Source organism: Arthrobacter sp. M4 (genome assembly GCF_020251205.1).
Lineage (GTDB): Bacteria > Actinomycetota > Actinomycetes > Actinomycetales > Micrococcaceae > Arthrobacter.
Genome location: NZ_JAIWYX010000001.1, coordinates 625,254 through 641,796 on the forward strand (window position 1 = coordinate 625,254; position 16,543 = coordinate 641,796).

A 16,543-nucleotide genomic window follows, 5' to 3' on the forward strand; every position below is an offset into this window, starting at 1 on the left:
CGAGCTTCAGATCCCCAGCAGCGGCGAAGGTCCTGATGAGCGGACGATCGTCACGTGCGAGCACTCCGGGCCTTGGATGAGGATCCTTAATTGGGATATTGCTTCGATGAAGGGAAGCCGGTGAACAAGAACCGCTTGGAGGCGTTCAGCGATGGTGTGCTCGCCATCATCATCACAATCATGGTGCTGGAACTCCATGTGCCGGACGAACCGACCTGGCGTGGTTTGGGGTCCGTCCTGCCCACGTTCCTCAGCTACCTGCTCAGCTTCGTCTACGTCGGAATCTACTGGAACAATCACCACCATATGATCCATCTGGGAAGCAGGGTCAACGGCGCGATCCTCTGGGCCAATCTGCACTTGTTGTTCTGGCTTTCACTAATCCCGTTCACCACCCGCTGGATGGATGAGTCCGGGTTCGTGCAGATCCCGGTGCTGACGTACGGGATCAACTTGCTGTTCGCCGCGATCGCCTACTTCATTCTGGAACAGGCACTGATCCGCCAACAGGGCCGGGACGGCCCCCTCGCGCAGGCAATTGGCCGGGACTGGAAAGGCAAAACGTCGCCACTGATTTACCTCGCAGGCCTCGGGCTAACAGCAGTCCAGCCATTGCTTGGGGTTGCGGCCTACACCATCGTGGCCCTGATCTGGCTAGTTCCTGACCGCCGGGTTGAGCACTTTGTCACCCGGGCTCATCGGGACTGAATGATCCCTTGACCACCCATAGCTAATCAGAGTAGCTTTTGGGCTATGAAAGCTAGCAAAAGGGAAGGGAACTGGCTGTGGCAATCGACCCAGGCATGAGGAAGCTTCACCGCGGTGAAGGGCAGATCGCCTATGAGATATACGGCGAAGGACCGTTGGTTGTCTGCGTGCCAGGCATGGGCGAACTGCGTGGGGCCTACCGGTACAACCTGCGTCCGCTGGCCGAAGCCGGGTTCATGGTCGCTGCGATGGACCTGCGCGGTCATGGTGACAGCGACGCAACTTTTTCAAGCTATGACGACGTCGCCGCGGGCGCAGACATCCTTGCCCTGATTGAGGAACTGGGCGGACCGGCCGTCGTCGTGGGGAACTCAATGGCTGCCGGAGCTGCGGTGTGGGCCGCCGCAGAGAGACCGGATCTGGTCTCGGGTGTCGCACTCTTGGGACCGTTCGTACGAAATCCGCCGATCAATCCTCTGCTGGCGTGGGCGTTCAGGGTCGCCATGTCCGGACCGTGGGTCGCCGGAGTATGGCATAGCTACCTGCCCTCGCTCTACCCCGAACGCAAACCCGCTGACTTCGCCGAGCACCGGGATCGGATCCGGGCCAGCATGCGCCGCCCGGGCTACGCCAGGGCATTCGCCGCCACCACGCGTACCAGCCATGCTCCGGCAGAAGCCAGACTGCCCGAGGTGAAGGCACCGGCCCTCGTGGTGATGGGGACCGCCGACCCGGATTTCAAGAATCCCTCGGCAGAGGCCCGTTGGATCGCGGAGCGTCTTCACGGCGCCGAGCAGCTCCTAGTGCCCGGCGGCGGGCACTACCCCCAAGCCGACAGCCCGGAGCAGGTCAACCCCGCCCTGATCGATTTCGCCCGAAAAGCGATGAAACTTGCCTAGGGCAGGACTTAATGCTGCGAAGGTTGTCGAGCAGGCAGCCGAACTCGCCGACGAGGCAGGCTGGGACGGTCTGTCCCTGGCGGGACTCGCGTCCCGTTGCGGGGTGAGGCTGCCCAGTCTCTACAAGCACATCGCCTCTCTCGACGCGCTGCGCCTGGAGGTCAGCGCTCTCGGACTCCGGGAGCTGACAGCCGCCCTGACCAGTTCGGTGGTCGGCAAGTCCGGGAGCGCGGCGTTGCACGCGATGGCTGACGCCTACCGCACCTACGCCCTTGCGCACCCCGGCCGCTACCAGGCGACCGTCTCGGCCCCCACGGGAGAGCACCCCGGGCAGGATCAGGCCGCCGTCGAACTGTTCCAACTCGTCAAAGCCGCCCTGTCCGCCTACGGGCTCAGCGGCGACGACGCCATTGATGCCGTGCGCGCCCTCCGCGCAACCCTGCACGGCTTCGTCCATCTGGAGACCAACCACGCCTTCGGGCTTCCCACCGACGTCGACCGCAGCTACCGGCGGCTGGTCGAGGGGATCGACACGGCCATCGCAGGCTGGGCCAGCAACGAGCAACCAAGCAACTAACCGCCGACGCACAAAGCTAACCCGATCACGATCGGATCCATACCCCATAGAGAAGCGCCATGACATCCTCCATCGTGCAAGCCGCCACCAGCTCTGTACGTCCGTCGCTGATTCGCTCCCTGAGCCTCGCCCCGGAACTTTTGCTCTGCGCGGCCGGATTCGCGGTCTACCCCGCCCTCCGCGGGGAAAAGCGGAATCTGGTTCATCATCCTCGGACTGCTCGCCCTCGCCGGCGGAACCGTCGTGCTGACTACCGCCGCGTGGTCACATCTTCCACGCCCCGGCTGGACGCTGCCGCCGCTGACTACCGCCGTCGCCCTCTACATCCCCCAGTTCGCCGCATCCCAGCCCCTCAGAGTCGCCCACGGCCTGCTTATGGCCGCCGGCTGCATTCTGCTGACTGCCGGGATATCCGCCCAGCGTCGGCGCGCCAACCCCTCAGACAACCCCGAGCAGGTACCTGAACATAAGTTCATTCGTGCGGGGCGGATCCGAACCCCACCCTGTGGCCGGCACCGATACCGGGCCCGGTGGAGCCAGCGGGCATAGGCCTTGACCTCCGTCAGAGCTCCGAGTAACTCAGGCTGGGGCGCCCGATCGCACGCCCGCCCTTGATTGGACATCTTCCGCGCTTCAGGAAGGACAATAGTGCTTCCGAAAACCATATCGAAAGTCCAGGCCGGACCCGGTCCAGACCGGCGCCACGCGTCCTGCTCCCCGATCCTCTGGCAGGTTCTTCAGCAGCACCATATGCTGCCGATTAGCATCGCGCAACGCCGAGGACCTGGATCGTGGCGCCTCCCGTTTAACGATCGGTGCGCTCAAGCGACTACGCGATCGTTCATTGGTGCACCCTCACTGATCGGTCGAGGCGGTGGGAGAGGGTGTATCGAGGAACGTGATCACGACGTCGAGCACGAGGTCGGTCCGCGCGAGCCCGAAAAAATGCGTCGTGCCGGGGAACACCGCGAGCTGCGACGCGGGCACGCCCTCGAAATCGCCGTTTACGTCTCCCCCGCGCAGTTGGAGGAACTTCACCGCGTGATCAAGCCTGACCATGTCACAGTCACCGACCGTGATAAGCGTCGGGGCGGCGATTCCTCGGATCTTCTCGTCGCTCCATCCGATTTCTCCCGGGCCGTAGCGCGCGAGCTTATCGAGCAGGCCCTGCAGGTGCTCACGATCGGGATGCGGCGACACAGCGAGGTAGCGTTCCTCCATCGGTGTTCCCGAGATCATGTCCACCGTAACCTCAGCGACCGCTAACGGCAGACTGTTTGGTCGATTCACGACGCAAGACGGCATCGGGGAACACAGGGCCTCCGCCGGCGGTTATTCAGGATACAGACAGGTTCACAAGAAGGTGCCGGATGAACGCCAGACGCGCCGTCGGCTGGGGCAGTCTTTCCAGGGTCTTCCGCGGTTGCGCCAACCCCGGGAACGAACCAGAGAAGCATCCGTGGAAGCGTTACGTCGCCTTGGGGGATTCGTTCACTGAAGGGCTGGGTGACCCGGAACCCGGCAGCCCTGGCGGTCTGCGGGGTTGGGCGGACCGTGTTGCCGAAGAACTCGGCAAGGACCACCCGGGTTTCACTTACGCGAATCTTGCCGTGCGAGGCCTGTTGCTGGAGCAGATCCTCAATCAGCAGACCGGGCCGGCGCTGGCGCTTGAGCCGGACCTGATCAGCCTCAATGCAGGGGGCAATGACCTGATTTTCCGTAGAAGCGATCCGGACAAACTGGCGGCCCAACTCGATGCCGGCGTGGAACTGCTGGGTTCCACCGGCGCGACCCTGGTGCTGTTCACCGGCCCGGACTGGGGAGGGACACCGCTGCTGGGAGGTAGTAACCGCGCCAAGGTCGCCATTTACAACGAGAACATCCGCACCGTCGCCCGGCGTCACCATGCAGTGATCGCAGACCTGTGGTCCTTGACGCAGGAGGCGGACGCCCGAATGTGGGATCCTGACCGCCTGCATTTCTCACCTGAGGGGCACCGCGTGGTTGCCATGACGGTGCTGGATGCCCTGCACGTCCCGCACTCGCTCCGGCCCCTGCAGCCCAGGGAACTGCCGGAAAGAAGCTGGCACCAGGCAAGGGCCGGAGACCTCCTCTGGGCCAGGCGGTACTTGATCCCGTGGGCGCTGGGACATTTGGGCCCGCATGCTGTCGGGAACGCGTCAGGGGCGAAGCGCCCCGACGCGTTGACACTGTCCGCGGCCGTAAAGCCTCCCGCATCGATCACTTCGGAATCACCGGCCACCGGAGGGAAGGCCGGCCGATAGGCTCTCGCTCCCCCGCCGCGCAGCCTGACCCGGACCCCGAATACACACAGATCGAATCCGCCCGCTAAATGACGGCTTCAGTCCCTCCGTTTCGCTGTTGGTATGGTTGGCCCCCGCAGTGGCCCAGACGGACGGTGTGAGAATGGTAGGTGGAGGGGTGCTGCGGAAATACCAGTGTAGGGATAGGAGACTGACGATGAACACCGAGCCAGAGGAAATCGGCCCCGAAGTGCCGGAGGCCGACGCACTTGAGCAGCGTACGCCGGTGCTGGCGGAAAGCACCGAGGAATCGACGGTACCGGACCTGTTGCCCGATGACGTCCCGCAACCGGACTTCATCGACCAGCACACGGACGTACAGCCCGGCAGCGTTGGCTTCGACGGGATCGCCGCCACGGAAGCGGAGGCCGCCGAAGCAGACCTCCTCGACCAGGCAACCGAACTCCCCACCGGCAACGACGACGACTACCCCGGCGCCGGCGAAGACGCCGGTTAGTGATGACCGCTTACCCCTGACGTCGAACGCTGTGGAGGGGGTTCCAGAATGCCTGCAGGGATGAAGGAAGCGGACCGCCGCGACGGGACCACCCAAAGGACACAATCCGTCTTGTTTGTCATTCTGCCGCGAATGAAGGCCCCTTGTGTCCGCGGGAGAGTCGCAGGTCTAGGCCACCATCTGGGAGTCCGGGCCGTGGGCCTTCCTGATGCGGGGTGAGGCGCCACGGGAAGTCCTGGCGTCGGGGATATGGGCGCCATCGGGGACCAGGCTGTCTCCGTGCAACCGGACCCCGTGACCGATGCGCGCCCCTGCACCGATGCGTGAGTGGCTGCCGACGTGGACCCTGCTGCCCAGCACGGCTCCCGGCCCCACGTAGACGTCGTCTCCGATGAAAACATGGTTCCCGACTCTTGCCTGGCGGTCGATCCAGCCTCCACGGCCGATCCAGCATCCCGAGCCGACGCTGGCCCCAGCCTCGACATAGGTTGTTGCGCCGATGAAAGAATCCGTCTTCACCTGGGCGCCCGATGCCAGCAGGCCACCCCCGTTGGGGTGCCGGTGGTAGGTGGTGGCGTTGCCGGCGTCGTCCTCGACCACCTCGATGTTCAGTTTTCTCCTATTCATCCTGTTCCTTCCCGCGCGACTTTCTGCGCGCAATTGAGGGCAAGAAATTTAACGTCCACGGCTCCGTCTTGATTCCGGAGTCCGCATGTAGGGGCATATCCATGTCCTCGAACCACGTTTCCTGTCGCAGGCAGGGCTGAAGCGGCAGGCAGTTCGGTTCGACGTCGAAGGGTCGCGGGAATGGCACGACCGGCACCGGACGGCGTCGGACAGGTTGGCGCTTTGGGGGTCGGGACGTCGGCATAGCGCACATTCGGGCGGCGCCCCCCGCGGCTGGGTATGCTCGGGGAATGTTTAGGCGTTGCTGCTGGGGACGTGGCTCGTTGCGGCGGGCCCAGCGTCCGGTTTGCGCAGAACCGGCAGTTAGGGCCGGATCCGCGGGATCAGCATGTAGCCGCCTGGCAGATGTGGACCTGGTATGAGCGGCATCGCGGCAGCCCATCGCGGTCCAGATTCCCAGCGCACCGGTCCGATCAGCAACGAGGCCGCGGGAAGCGGTCGCCTTGGCGCCCGTATAAAGGCTTCCGGCCGTGGAGTGGTTGGTGTTGCTACGGTTTGCCGGTGGTTCCGGTCGTAGGCGGCCCGCCTTTCCGGGTTACCGAGGATGGCGTAGGCTGCCATGATCTCGTGCAGCTCGGTCGGTGTTGAATCCCGTCCGGCGTCGCGTTCTTCCGCTGGCCGGGTGTCCGGGTGTCGGCTCCGCACGAGCGCGCGGTAGGCGCGCACCACCTCACTTCGCGTCGCGGTCGGGGCGATGTGCAGGACGGCGTAGGGGTCCGGGGCGTCGTTCTTCATGGTTTACCAGTGCAGCTTGTCAGTGGCGAAGGATGGGATGGTCCCCGGTCCGTTTGACCGGGGACCATCGTTGGGGGGCATCGTCAGGGTCTCGATTGTGCGCTACCCGCGCGGTGGCGTGGTTTGTCAATCCATCGCCCTCTTTCAAAATCACCGGACCCGTCCGATGCCCCCGGTCCAGGAGACCTGGGGCCGCGGTCAGGCGCTGATCTCCTGCCGCTGGTTCGCTGGCGTTTCGATTTCGATGCGGCGCGGCTTCGCGGTCTCCGCGATCGGGATCCTGAGGGTCAGGACCCCTGCGTCATAGCTGGCTTTGACGCCGTCGGTATCGAGCGCGTCTCCGAGGATGATCTGGCGGCTGAAGACGCCGCGGGGACGTTCGGAGGCAATCAGTTCCGTGTCCTCTTTCACGGGGTCCGGGCGTTCGGCCTTGACGGTCAGAACGTTTCGTTCGACGTCAATGTCCACAGAATCGACGCTGACCCCCGGAAGATCGAGGGCGACCACAAAATCGTCCCCGTCCCGCCAGGCATCCATGGGCATAGCCGCCGGCCTGGCCGTGGTGCCGAGTACTTGCTGGGCCAGTCGGTCGAATTCACGGAACGGGTCAGTTCGCATCAGCACGGTGTCTCACTCCTTGCAGATCGCAGTCTATTTCCTTTGTGAATCCAGCCAATCTATAGTGGCTGCTATATATTTTTTATAGCACCGCGCATGATTCAGGGCAAGTGCGTGACAGGCGGAAATATTTGGGAGGTTGGGATGGATCAGGCCGAGGACCGGAGGCGGGGCGTGTACGCGATTTCCGTCGCGGCCGAACTGGTGGGCATGGGGCAGCAGAATCTGCGCCTCTATGAACGCAAAGGCTTGCTGGAACCGGGCAGGACATTGGGCGGGACCCGCCAGTACAGCGAGAATGATCTCGCGACGTTGCGGCGGATCGGTGAGCTCCTGGACCTGGGCTTGAATCTGGCCGGCGTCCGAATGGTTCTGGTATTGGAAGCCGACAACCGGCGTCTGGAACGGGACCTCAAGGCCGCGCGGGCCACCGGCCCAGGCCAGATCAGGAAGAAGACCGGCCTGAAAGAGCCGGCCGGGCATCAAGGGGATTCCGGAAACGACGCCGGGTGAGTCCCACAGGCGGCAGCCCTGCGCTTTCGCCGGCGAGACTCTAAGGGTTCGCCCCTAACCTGCCCATTCCGCCTTGGGCCCGCACTCCCGCTCCGAAGGCTGCGTGGCTCTTCTTCGGACTGTGCCTGGCAGGATCGGCGGGAGTGCGGCCGGAATGTCGAGCGTGACAGGCGCGGCGGAAGATTCGGGGGCCGCCGGCCGTTGATTCTATAGGCCGAGGCTGAGAAAGGAGACGTCCGAGATGGTCACGGTGGCCATCGGATACGATGGCTCGGATCCGTCCAAGTTGGCGTTGCATTGGGCTGCGGAATATGCCGCGGCATCAGGTGCCGCGCTACGCATCGTGCATGCGTGGATTTGGCCCCTGTTCACGCAGGATCTGGGACCGGTGAAGGGTGTGGAGGGCAGCGGCCTGCGTCATGCCGCAGAGATGATTCTCTCCGAAGGCGCCGGTCTTGCCCGCGAGATCGCGCCGGACTTGGAGATACATCCACGCATGATTGCTGGGCTGCCCCCGGAGGTCCTGCGCAGGGAAGCCATTGACGCTGACCTGCTCGTGGTCGGTAACCGCGGACTGGGGGGCTTCCTTGGAAAACTGCTCGGCTCCGTTTCGGCCGAGCTGGCCGGGTCCTGCCCCTGTCCCATCGTGGTGGTCAGGGCACGGCGCTCGGAGGGCAAGCCGGTGGTCGCCTGCGTCGACGGACGCCTAAGGAGCAGCAAGGTATTGGAGCAGCCGGTGCAGATGGCACGCGCTCTTCAGGGGAAGCTACGGATCGTTCACGTTGACCCGCCGAAGCCGTTACGGGGACGTCACGTGCCGTCGAAGTTCCACGGCGCGGACGTGCTGCGTAATGCCATGCTCACCGTGCGGGAGTTTGACCCTGATCTTGCCGCCACCGAGGACCTCATCTCGGATGAGTCTGTGGCGGATGCGCTGGTGGAAGCGGGGGAAGAGGCTGAACTGCTTGTGCTGGGAGCGCACGGCCGCGAAGGCCACCCGGGCACTGCAGCCACCGTTCTGACGCGCGCGCCGTGCAACGTGATGATTGCAAGGTGATTGGAGGTCCACGAATGGGCATTCTCATCCTCATTGGCCGGGTCCTGTTTTCGGTGCTGTTCCTGGTGTCCGCCTATGGTCACTTCACGAAGTGGAAAATGATGGCCGGATATGCGGCAGGCAAAGGCGTTCGCGCGGCCGGATTCTGGGTGCCGTTCACTGGCGTGCAAATTGCCGTCGGGGCGCTCATGGTCGCCCTGGGGCTCTGGCCTGACCTTGGTGCGCTGATCCTGTTCGTGTTTCTCGTGCCCGTGCCGATCCTGATGCATGCCTTCTGGACGGAAAGCGATGCCCGGAAGCGGGCGATGGAGAAGGTGCAGTTCTTCAAAGACCTGGCGTTGGCCGGAGCAGCGCTGGTGGTGTTCGCCGCATTCGCTGCGCTGGGCAGCGACCTTAACCCCGCCATTACCGGGCCACTGTTCAACTTCCGCTGATGGGACTCGGAGACCGGCGAACAGGGCGGCGCCGGTGGCAAGGCGTAGGGCAGGTCTTGATGAATAAGTCGGAATCGTGGGCGCAGACGCAAGGAGCGGCCTATGTCTCTCTGACGAGCCGGCAGGCAGACGATTTCTATCGTGCCCTGACGTATGAGGACGCCACGGCCTTCTTCAAAAAGCCCCTTGATTCCTAAGACTTTAGCTTTGTGCTCGTTTGCGGGACCGCTTCACGCCCGGCGACATGACGGGCATGTTCAGCCTCGTGACGCCGATCGCGGACTGAGGGGGCCGGCAGGGTGTCGATAGGCTGCAGCCAGCAACAGGAGGCTGATGGCCCCGCAGCGAATCCGTGCGGGGGCCAACCGTGTCCTGCCGGGTTCATGGCTGTGCGTAAACGTAGGGCTTGAGGGTCGGTTCGGACCCAACGTGCGGGTACGCGACGAGCTGGGCGAGGACGGTGTTCCAGAGGTTCACGTATTTGCCTGGGAAGGTCATTGGACTGACGCCGGGCATGAGCAGTTTCGTGCAGGTGGAGGCCGGCACCCTCGCGGGGTCTGCCGGACCGTCGTGGCTAAGAGCGTCGACGGCCAGGGCGTAGGCGACCGGGTCATACGTGCCGGTGGCCAGGTGGTCGGCCGCGTTGAGCGGGCAGACATCCTGGAGGGCGACGTTGGTGATGCTGCCTCCGCCGCCGTGCAGAGACGTGGTCCCGGACTCGTTCAGGTTGGGGGTGACGAACTGGTCGGTGTGAGAGTAGATGTCGGTGTAGGAAATGCCCGCGAAGGTCTCCTGGTGCGAGTTGGTCGCCTGGGTGAAGGCAGAGTTGTAACGCTGCTGCTGCAGTGCCGGCGCGCATCCGGCAGCGCACATGCCGTCCACGGTCAGGCTGCCGTGGTTGGTTGCACCCAGAGCCACGTAGTCATCGACCATTGCCCGTGCGTCGGGCCAGAACCGCAGTGCAAACCGGGGAGCCAGACCGCCTTGGCTGAACCCCAGCAGGTCTACCTTGCGGCCGCTGGTTTCTCGAATCTGGCGGATCGCATTGACGATGTACTCGGCCGTGACCTGGATGTCATTCATCGCGTCTTCGGGCAGACTCACGGAGCAGTAGGGCCAGTTCAGTGCGTCCAGGGCCTGAAACCAGTTCCCGTCGAAATTCGCATCCGGCGTCAGCGTGGTTCCGGGGATCAGCAGCACCACGTCGCGGCTCGCATTGCTGACATTCGCGGTGCACTCGAGGCTGCCCGCCAGGAGGTTCTGCGGCACGGAGAGCGCGGGCCCGGGCTGGTCGACAGAGGCGTACACCGGTTCGCCCGGGTCGGCGAACGCGGCCGTAACCGGCGCAAGGGCCAGGGTCGCCGCGGTGGCTGCCGCGACGACCGCACCGCGGGCTCGTTTTCGGATCGCTATTGAACGTGGTTCTTTCATATCTAGCCCATTTCTGTTGGTCCATGCCATGAAGGCTCTGCTCCCCTCGGGCAAATGGATCATGACAGAGGCGCGATCTCCACGGCTTGTCACACACGATTCGTTACGAGTCATCACAATCCCAGGTGGCATCCACTGCGTGGCATGCATTTCGAATCGTGGCGGGATTTGGGCCAACTACAGTGAGACCAGCGCTGGATTCGGGAAGGGCCATCTGCTGAGGCAAAGGAGATCGTGCCTTGATGTCCCGCCCCGGCGGCTCCCCCTTGACCGCGTCCGCGCCGGCGCCCACCGTGCGGAGGAACTCGCATGACCAGCATGGCAGGGCTAACCTCATAGGCGGCTCACGTGGCCCTCGCGTGGTCGGAAGAATCACGCTAACCTGACGCCCATGACCCAGCCAGCCTCGCCCGTGCGCGCGTGGATCGGGACGATCGTCTTCCTCTTTCTCGCGCCCGGCAGCGTCGCGGGCCTCATGCCGTGGCTCATCTCCGGCTGGCGATGGTACGACTGGGGCGGTGCGGCCTGGGTCGTCGTGCCGGTCGCCTGGGTCGCGATCGCTACCGGGGCGGCTTTCCTCCTGCACGCCTTCGCACTGTTCGCTATGCACGGTGGTACGCCGGCTCCGGTCGCTCCGACCGAGACGCTCGTCGTGACGGGAGCCTACCGATTCGTGCGCAATCCTATATACCTCGCGGTGCTCACGATCATCCTCGGCCAGACACTGCTGTTCGGCAGCTGGTGGCTCGTGTTCTACGCCGTGATCGTCCTAGCCGCGTTCGTCGCCTTCGTGAAGGGCTACGAGGAGCCGACCCTGACCCGCACCTACGGCGAGCAGTACCTCGAGTACCGGCACAACGTCCCGGGGTGGTGGCCACGACTAACGCCGTGGCGAGCGTGACGGCAGTGCACGGCACACACGGAATCGGTCACGCTAGGACCGTTCCGCCACGTGGCTGAGCGCCAGCAAGGGAAGGCGAGTCCTCCGCGCAACCAGGGCATCAAGCGCAGGCCACCCCAAGAAAATTTTGCTCGTCGCTCCAAATTCATCGCACGACGCCCCAGTCCAATGACCGGCGTCGAGTCGTGTCCTCTGTTTCCTTTTCGTGACGGGCACCTCCGTGGTTAAGAAACGATTCCGCTGTGACCTCACGTGACGCATTTCTGCCGAGATGACGTTTGAACCACCCCGGGTGACGCCCGTTGAAGAACGAAGTCCCCAAGGTGGAAACGGCGATTCTCTCCCCTTGGGATCGTTCGAGTTGTGCCCAGCCGAAGCCTGTGCGGTACCACCGCAGGGATTCGCTCCCGCGGCCTGCGAGGTTCCCGCGCCGGGACCTCGCGACGACGACAAGGGTTCCGCCGTCACAACCTGCCTGCTTTTCCGCCTCACTGGACGCCGCTATTGCCTCTCCGGCCAGGCTATGCCCCCGTTTCTCCATTCCCGGTCGATGCCTGTCTCTCCCGGGCGCTGCGCCCCTGTCTCGCACAGCGCACGGCGCTCGGGCCGCTTGGCGTGCGGTGCGGGGCGTCAGATCCAGCCGTCTGAGACGCCGGGGACGATGTCGTCCCGGTGCACCGCTATCATCTGGGCCGCGCTCATCCCCCTCACGTACCCCTCGGCTGCCTGTGGGGCGGTGATCTCCGCGTCGACCAGCCTCATCAGGTCGCGCTCGTCCGGCAAAGCTGACGGCCCTACCGCCCGCGAGGCCCCGTCCAGGACCGCCACCCCGAATAGGATTAGGCGCCGCTCGAAGTCGAGACTACGTCTCTCGCTGTGGGCGGCACGCGAGAGGCCGCCCACAAGCCTCATGGTGCGTGAATCCCGTTGGATCAGCGCGGCGAAGTCGCCGCCGTGCCGTGCGGCGAGCCGGTAGACGCCGGTCTTAACCACGTTTGGGGTTGCCATACCGATCTCGAACCGCTCGATCCAGCCGCTGATGTCCTCGGCCCTGACCGGCTGATCTGCACCCGACCTCAGGCTGGCCAGCAGCCCACCGAGGGTACCCTCGTCGTCCTCGGCGTCCAGGAACCGCGAAATGCCGATCTGCAGGATGTCCCGCAGATCGATCCTGCGCTCCTGCACGGCGGCCCAGACCGTCCGGTTCCGCCGGAGCTTGCCAAGCAGGTCCTCCCCCAACTTCTCCTCGAAGCCATCCGGGTCGTCGTAGAAGGACAGCGGGGAATGCTGGAAACGGTCGAGCACCTCCGAAGGCATCGCCGCCCAGCGGAGCGCCGCCTCCGCGACATCGTAGTTGTCCTCGACAAGGTCGTCGAGCCCTTGCTCTTCCAGGAACGCCACAGCCTCGTCCGCCGTGCTGATCCCCGCATCGAGCAAGGCCACGGCGGTCTCCGGGGACGCCACGCAGAGGACCTCGCAGAAGCTGTACGGAGTGGACGTGAACTCGAACTCGGCCTTGCGCCCCCCGCGGCTGGTACGTTTCGCGAGGGCGTCCAGCAGGCTGTTGCCGCTGGGCAGGTCGCGGACGTACGTGTCCACGACGCGGCGGTGCACATCGTAAGACGGAGCGTACGGGAATCTCTTCCCCGGCACGGGATCGCTGCCCATACGTCCGAGACTAGACCTTTCGCGCGTCCTCGGAGGTCCTCCGGACCGGAAGCCGCCGGTGCCGTACAACCGGCACGGGCGTGCGTGGCCGTGCTTTGAACGCATTACCTGCGGAGTGTCATCGGCGGCGGACAGCCAAACTCCAATTCTGTTAACACTGTCAACAGTGCCTTCATAAGAGATTTTGAACATATTTCCAACACAGAGAGACTGCAGCTCCCGTTTTGAAAGGGTGCGGTAGTCGCTCTGTTTCCTTCATCGAATGCCGTCCGCAGCAGCATTCCGGCCAACCCCTTTTTTACGGATTAGATTGCATGACTAGTCGACTTGATTTCACTCACGGCGGTTCACCTCCCTTCACCGCTCTCATGGCTTCAGGGACGGAAACTCTCACGACCGGTCACCAGAGCGCCTGCGCGGGTGATGTGCCGGTGCCGGGGGAGCTGCCCCCGGCACCGGCACGCTGGAATGGTCCAGGATCATGCCTTACGGGGCGAAGGTGCGGTCACCGGTGAAGAAGCCCAAGGCGTAGTCAGGTGTCTCGAACTTCACGGTTGTCCCCTTCGGGAAGAACAGGACGTCGCGTTCCTTGGCGTGCATGACGGCGCCGGTGGCCATGTCGGTGAGAATGAATTCGCCCTGGACAACCAGCTTCATCTCGTCGTAGGTGTATTCGTAGACGAGGGGCTCAGAGGCCTTCAGTTCGAAGAACCCAGCGCACATCGCGGAGCCTTCAGGGTTCGCGTAGGAGTCCGCGATGAAGGCCTCGCATCCTTCTTCGTCCATTTTGGGGAGGTCCAGGAAGCCGTTCTCCACCTTGTGGATGGAACCACCCTTGGACATCGTGCCGCTCAAAGTCGTATCCATGACGTTCTCCTTTTCGAATTCGCTACAGTCAAATGGGGCTTACGGAAATTCAATTGTTATGGGTTTCGGGGGGCTGATTCCCATGGTCTGCAATTCGGCCCAACCCGGTAAATTTGCTCAGGCTTGGGAGTTAACCGGTGCGGACAGATAAGCCTCGATGCTGTCGTCCATGGCGTCGAGCCACGGGGTGTGGTGCGGTGAAGCGGTCGTCCCTGTGATGACTGAGGTGTGGATGTTGTCGCGGTAGCCCAGGATGTTCTCTTCCTTGTCGTGCAGCCACTTCTTGAACAAGACTGCAACCGCGTCAAGGTCGAACGGAGGATAGTCCGTGCGGCTAATGAGGTCCTTTACGTAGTCGGTCTGGAAGTCGACCTCGTCCTCGTGGCTCTGCAGGGCTTCCTGTTTCTGGAGCCAGAGCTGAATGTCCTCTTGCCGCTCTCGGTCGTCCGGAATGTTGTGCCGTCCCATGATGTAGTCGCGGGCCAGCCAGGCCTGGGCGTCAAACATGTTGAAGGTGTAGTACTGGTCCTGCATGCCGATGTAGAAGAGGTCTTTGTTGCCCTGCCAGACGATTCCCTTATAGAGATTTGCCGGGTACAGAACGTTGGGGGTGCTTAGGGCGAGACTCCCGGGAAGGAAGGGGAATTTGTGGCGGTAGCCTGTGCAGAGGATGAGGGCATCGAACCGGCCGGATGTGCCGTCGACGAAGTGCACCTGCTGCCCGTCGATACGCTCAATGGTCGGGACTTCCCGCGCGCCTTCGGGCCACCTGAATCCCATCGGTCCAGTCCGGTAGCTGATGGTCACCGAGGCGGCGCCCATCTTGTACGCCTGCATGCCGATGTCCTCGGCGGAGTAGCTGCTACCCACCAGGAGCACGTTCTTCCCTGCGAATTGCTCCGCTCCGCGGAAGTCGTGGGCGTGCAGAACTGGTCCCGGGAATGTCTGGATTCCTTCGAATTCGGGCACATTTGGCGTTGAGAAGTGGCCGGTGGACACGACGAGCCTGTCGAAGACATGTTTGCGGGTCTGCTTGGTCACCAGGTCCTCGACCAGCACCGTGAATTCGCGCGCCACGTCGTCGTAATCGACCCAGCGGGCTATTGTGCTGAACTGGATGTACTTCCGGACGTCGCTCTTGACGGCCCTTCCTTCGATGTAGTCGAACAGTGCGGCGCGCGGCGGGTAGGACGAGATGGACCGTCCGAAGTGCTCGTCAAAGGAGTAGTCGGAGAATTCCAGGCACTCCTTGGGGCCGTTCGACCAAAGGTGGCGATACATGCTGCTGTGGACAGGCTCGCCGTGACCGTCCAGGCCGGTTCGCCAGCTATAGTTCCATTGGCCACCCCAGTCCGACTGCTTTTCGAAGCAGGTGATCTCGGGGATTTCGGTACCCTTCCTCCTGGCGGACTCGAAGGCCCGCAGCTGCGCCATTCCACTGGGCCCGGCACCGATAATGCCTACTCGCATTTTCTTGCTGGTCATACTGAAAACTCCGTTCTGTAAAGGCGGAACGTCCGAAGCGGCAAAATGTCCGTACGGGCGAGAAAGGGTCATGCGGCGCCTAGAGGAGTGCGAGGCCTTCGTCCACGGAAACTCGTCGGAATGTTTCCGTGCGAACGAGGCCTGGCATTCCCTGGCGTCTGCGCAGGGCGATGGCTTTGCGCTGAGCTTGCGGGATTTCGTTGATCCTCTGGCCGAAGGCAGCCGTCCAAGCCCTCAGGTCTGCTGCGGTGCTTGGTCCGATTTCCATCTCGACGAGTTCCTGGTCAGTGAGGTGATCGAAGTGGCGCTTGGTCTCTTCGGCCCTCAGGGTCCAGCTGGCCATGAGCTCCAGCTGGGGGTCGGCTGCTGTCATTGTCACGTCGTGGCAGGGAACCTGACCATCCGGCGAATACACGAGGACACTGCTTATACGGTCCAATGCGGCAGACCTGTCGGTCCAGCCGCTTGGGCCGGCGTCGATGTAGTCCAGGGACCGGGCGGGGCCCATGGGCACGGCCAGCCGTGTGATGCCCCTGTCGTTGATTTCGCCGAGCAGGGCGCCCGGGTCATCGGCGACAGCAACCTCGTGCCGTGCGGGCCAAACGTCAAAACTACTGTGGTCGCCAAAGGCGCCGCCGACGTGGAAGAGGTAAGTCTGTGGGTACTGCGCGTTTTCGCTGCGCCGGTCCGGCCGGGCCTCATAAAAGTTCAGCGCGGCCAGTTGAATGAGCAGGCTCGCCCCGAGGGCGCCGAACGGTTCCCGGACAACGATGCCGAAACGGTCGTGCCTTGACCAGTCTGGCATGACGTCTCGGGGACTTCCACGAGTGCCATCGAATGACACATCGAAAAGGTGCGCCTTGACGTCGGTTGCAACATGCATTGAATGGGCTCCTTTGGGGTTTCACCCTTGCGGCACAGCGGTGCCAGGGGAAGCTGGGTGGGCCGAGGGTTTGAGCCGGATCGAATGCCCGGCACAAAGTCTTGAATTTCTTTCGCTGTGGTTTAGCGTCGTGAAACCATGATTACCGACAGTGGACCTTCGTGGATTTCACCCAGGTTAAGTCTCTGTTTCACTCCGAGGTCCTAAGTCCTCATCAGTGCCGCCCCGCCGACCATCGCACTTTCGCCCCGGCGCCGAACCGTGCATCCGAAGTCCTCACCCAAGGAGGCCCCGGCCTT

Annotated in this window: 19 protein-coding genes; 10 read left to right on the forward strand and 9 right to left on the reverse strand. The window is 63.5% G+C overall.

Features of this window, described 5'->3' with window-relative positions; translation table 11 throughout:
* Positions 1-120 precede the first annotated feature (120 nt).
* The 4 genes from LD110_RS02870 (at position 121) to LD110_RS02885 (ending at position 2,733) form a co-directional block, all read left to right on the forward strand.
* The gene (locus LD110_RS02870; protein WP_225496202.1) at positions 121-708 is read left to right on the forward strand and encodes a TMEM175 family protein; all 588 of its coding nucleotides are present in this window, start codon (positions 121-123) and stop codon (positions 706-708) included.
* 77 nt (positions 709-785) lie between these two features.
* Positions 786-1,607, forward strand: coding sequence for an alpha/beta fold hydrolase (locus LD110_RS02875; protein ID WP_225496204.1), 822 nt, complete (start codon positions 786-788; stop codon positions 1,605-1,607).
* Positions 1,600-2,184 (forward strand): TetR/AcrR family transcriptional regulator, encoded by a 585-nt coding sequence (locus LD110_RS02880; protein ID WP_225496205.1) that lies wholly within the window; start codon positions 1,600-1,602, stop codon positions 2,182-2,184. The genes LD110_RS02875 and LD110_RS02880 overlap by 8 nt, the downstream gene beginning before the upstream one ends.
* 243 nt (positions 2,185-2,427) lie before the next feature.
* On the forward strand, positions 2,428-2,733 hold the full coding sequence (locus LD110_RS02885; RefSeq protein WP_225496206.1) for a hypothetical protein: 306 nt from the start codon (positions 2,428-2,430) through the stop codon (positions 2,731-2,733).
* A 306-nt stretch (positions 2,734-3,039) separates the two neighbouring features.
* On the opposite strand, the gene LD110_RS02890 is transcribed toward LD110_RS02885, so the two are convergent.
* Entirely contained in the window at positions 3,040-3,423 is a 384-nt protein-coding gene (locus LD110_RS02890; RefSeq protein ID WP_225496207.1) for an alpha/beta fold hydrolase, read from the reverse strand.
* A gap of 131 nt (positions 3,424-3,554) precedes the next feature.
* On the opposite strand from LD110_RS02890, the gene LD110_RS02895 reads away from it, so the two are divergent.
* Positions 3,555-4,469 carry an SGNH/GDSL hydrolase family protein gene (locus LD110_RS02895; protein ID WP_225496208.1) on the forward strand — a complete coding sequence of 305 codons (915 nt, stop codon included), beginning with the start codon at positions 3,555-3,557 and terminating at the stop codon, positions 4,467-4,469.
* Between the two features lie 196 nt (positions 4,470-4,665).
* Positions 4,666-4,965, forward strand: a complete 300-nt coding sequence (locus LD110_RS02900; protein WP_225496209.1) for a hypothetical protein — start codon at positions 4,666-4,668, stop codon at positions 4,963-4,965.
* Positions 4,966-5,133: 168 nt separating this feature from the next.
* Here LD110_RS02900 and LD110_RS02905 read toward each other — a convergent pair whose 3' ends face one another.
* From LD110_RS02905 to LD110_RS02915, 3 genes are all read right to left on the reverse strand, one after another.
* Positions 5,134-5,592, reverse strand: a complete 459-nt coding sequence (locus LD110_RS02905) for a DapH/DapD/GlmU-related protein (protein WP_225496210.1) — start codon at positions 5,590-5,592, stop codon at positions 5,134-5,136.
* Between the two features lie 363 nt (positions 5,593-5,955).
* Entirely contained in the window at positions 5,956-6,387 is a 432-nt protein-coding gene (locus tag LD110_RS02910; protein ID WP_225496211.1) for a J domain-containing protein, read from the reverse strand.
* A gap of 198 nt (positions 6,388-6,585) precedes the next feature.
* Positions 6,586-7,011 (reverse strand): Hsp20/alpha crystallin family protein, encoded by a 426-nt coding sequence (locus LD110_RS02915; protein WP_225496213.1) that lies wholly within the window; start codon positions 7,009-7,011, stop codon positions 6,586-6,588.
* Between the two features lie 138 nt (positions 7,012-7,149).
* Between LD110_RS02915 and LD110_RS02920 the strand changes: the two genes are divergently transcribed.
* The 3 genes from LD110_RS02920 to LD110_RS02930 all read left to right on the forward strand — a co-directional run bounded on the left by LD110_RS02920 (position 7,150) and on the right by LD110_RS02930 (position 9,009).
* Complete coding sequence (locus LD110_RS02920; protein ID WP_225496215.1) at positions 7,150-7,518, forward strand: MerR family transcriptional regulator; 369 nt, start codon at positions 7,150-7,152, stop codon at positions 7,516-7,518.
* Between the two features lie 241 nt (positions 7,519-7,759).
* On the forward strand, positions 7,760-8,575 hold the full coding sequence (locus LD110_RS02925) for a universal stress protein (RefSeq protein ID WP_225496217.1): 816 nt from the start codon (positions 7,760-7,762) through the stop codon (positions 8,573-8,575).
* Positions 8,576-8,589: 14 nt separating this feature from the next.
* Complete coding sequence (locus LD110_RS02930) at positions 8,590-9,009, forward strand: DoxX family protein (protein ID WP_225496219.1); 420 nt, start codon at positions 8,590-8,592, stop codon at positions 9,007-9,009.
* A gap of 381 nt (positions 9,010-9,390) precedes the next feature.
* Here the strand turns inward: LD110_RS02930 and LD110_RS02935 are convergent, their stop codons facing one another.
* On the reverse strand, positions 9,391-10,440 hold the full coding sequence (locus tag LD110_RS02935; RefSeq protein ID WP_225496221.1) for a triacylglycerol lipase: 1,050 nt from the start codon (positions 10,438-10,440) through the stop codon (positions 9,391-9,393).
* A gap of 391 nt (positions 10,441-10,831) precedes the next feature.
* Here LD110_RS02935 and LD110_RS02940 point away from each other — a divergent pair, with 391 nt between their 5' ends.
* Positions 10,832-11,341: an isoprenylcysteine carboxylmethyltransferase family protein gene (locus tag LD110_RS02940; RefSeq protein ID WP_225496223.1), complete on the forward strand. Its 510-nt coding sequence runs from the start codon at positions 10,832-10,834 to the stop codon at positions 11,339-11,341.
* 630 nt (positions 11,342-11,971) lie between these two features.
* Here LD110_RS02940 and LD110_RS02945 read toward each other — a convergent pair.
* The 4 genes from LD110_RS02945 to LD110_RS02960 all read right to left on the reverse strand — a co-directional run bounded on the left by LD110_RS02945 (position 11,972) and on the right by LD110_RS02960 (position 16,244).
* Positions 11,972-12,994 (reverse strand): hypothetical protein, encoded by a 1,023-nt coding sequence (locus LD110_RS02945; RefSeq protein ID WP_225496225.1) that lies wholly within the window; start codon positions 12,992-12,994, stop codon positions 11,972-11,974.
* 501 nt (positions 12,995-13,495) lie between these two features.
* Positions 13,496-13,876, reverse strand: a complete 381-nt coding sequence (locus LD110_RS02950; RefSeq protein WP_225496227.1) for an ethanolamine utilization protein — start codon at positions 13,874-13,876, stop codon at positions 13,496-13,498.
* A 117-nt stretch (positions 13,877-13,993) separates the two neighbouring features.
* The gene (locus LD110_RS02955) at positions 13,994-15,361 is read right to left on the reverse strand and encodes an NAD(P)-binding domain-containing protein (protein ID WP_225496229.1); all 1,368 of its coding nucleotides are present in this window, start codon (positions 15,359-15,361) and stop codon (positions 13,994-13,996) included.
* Between the two features lie 79 nt (positions 15,362-15,440).
* Positions 15,441-16,244, reverse strand: coding sequence for a hypothetical protein (locus LD110_RS02960; protein ID WP_225496231.1), 804 nt, complete (start codon positions 16,242-16,244; stop codon positions 15,441-15,443).
* Positions 16,245-16,543 lie beyond the last annotated feature (299 nt).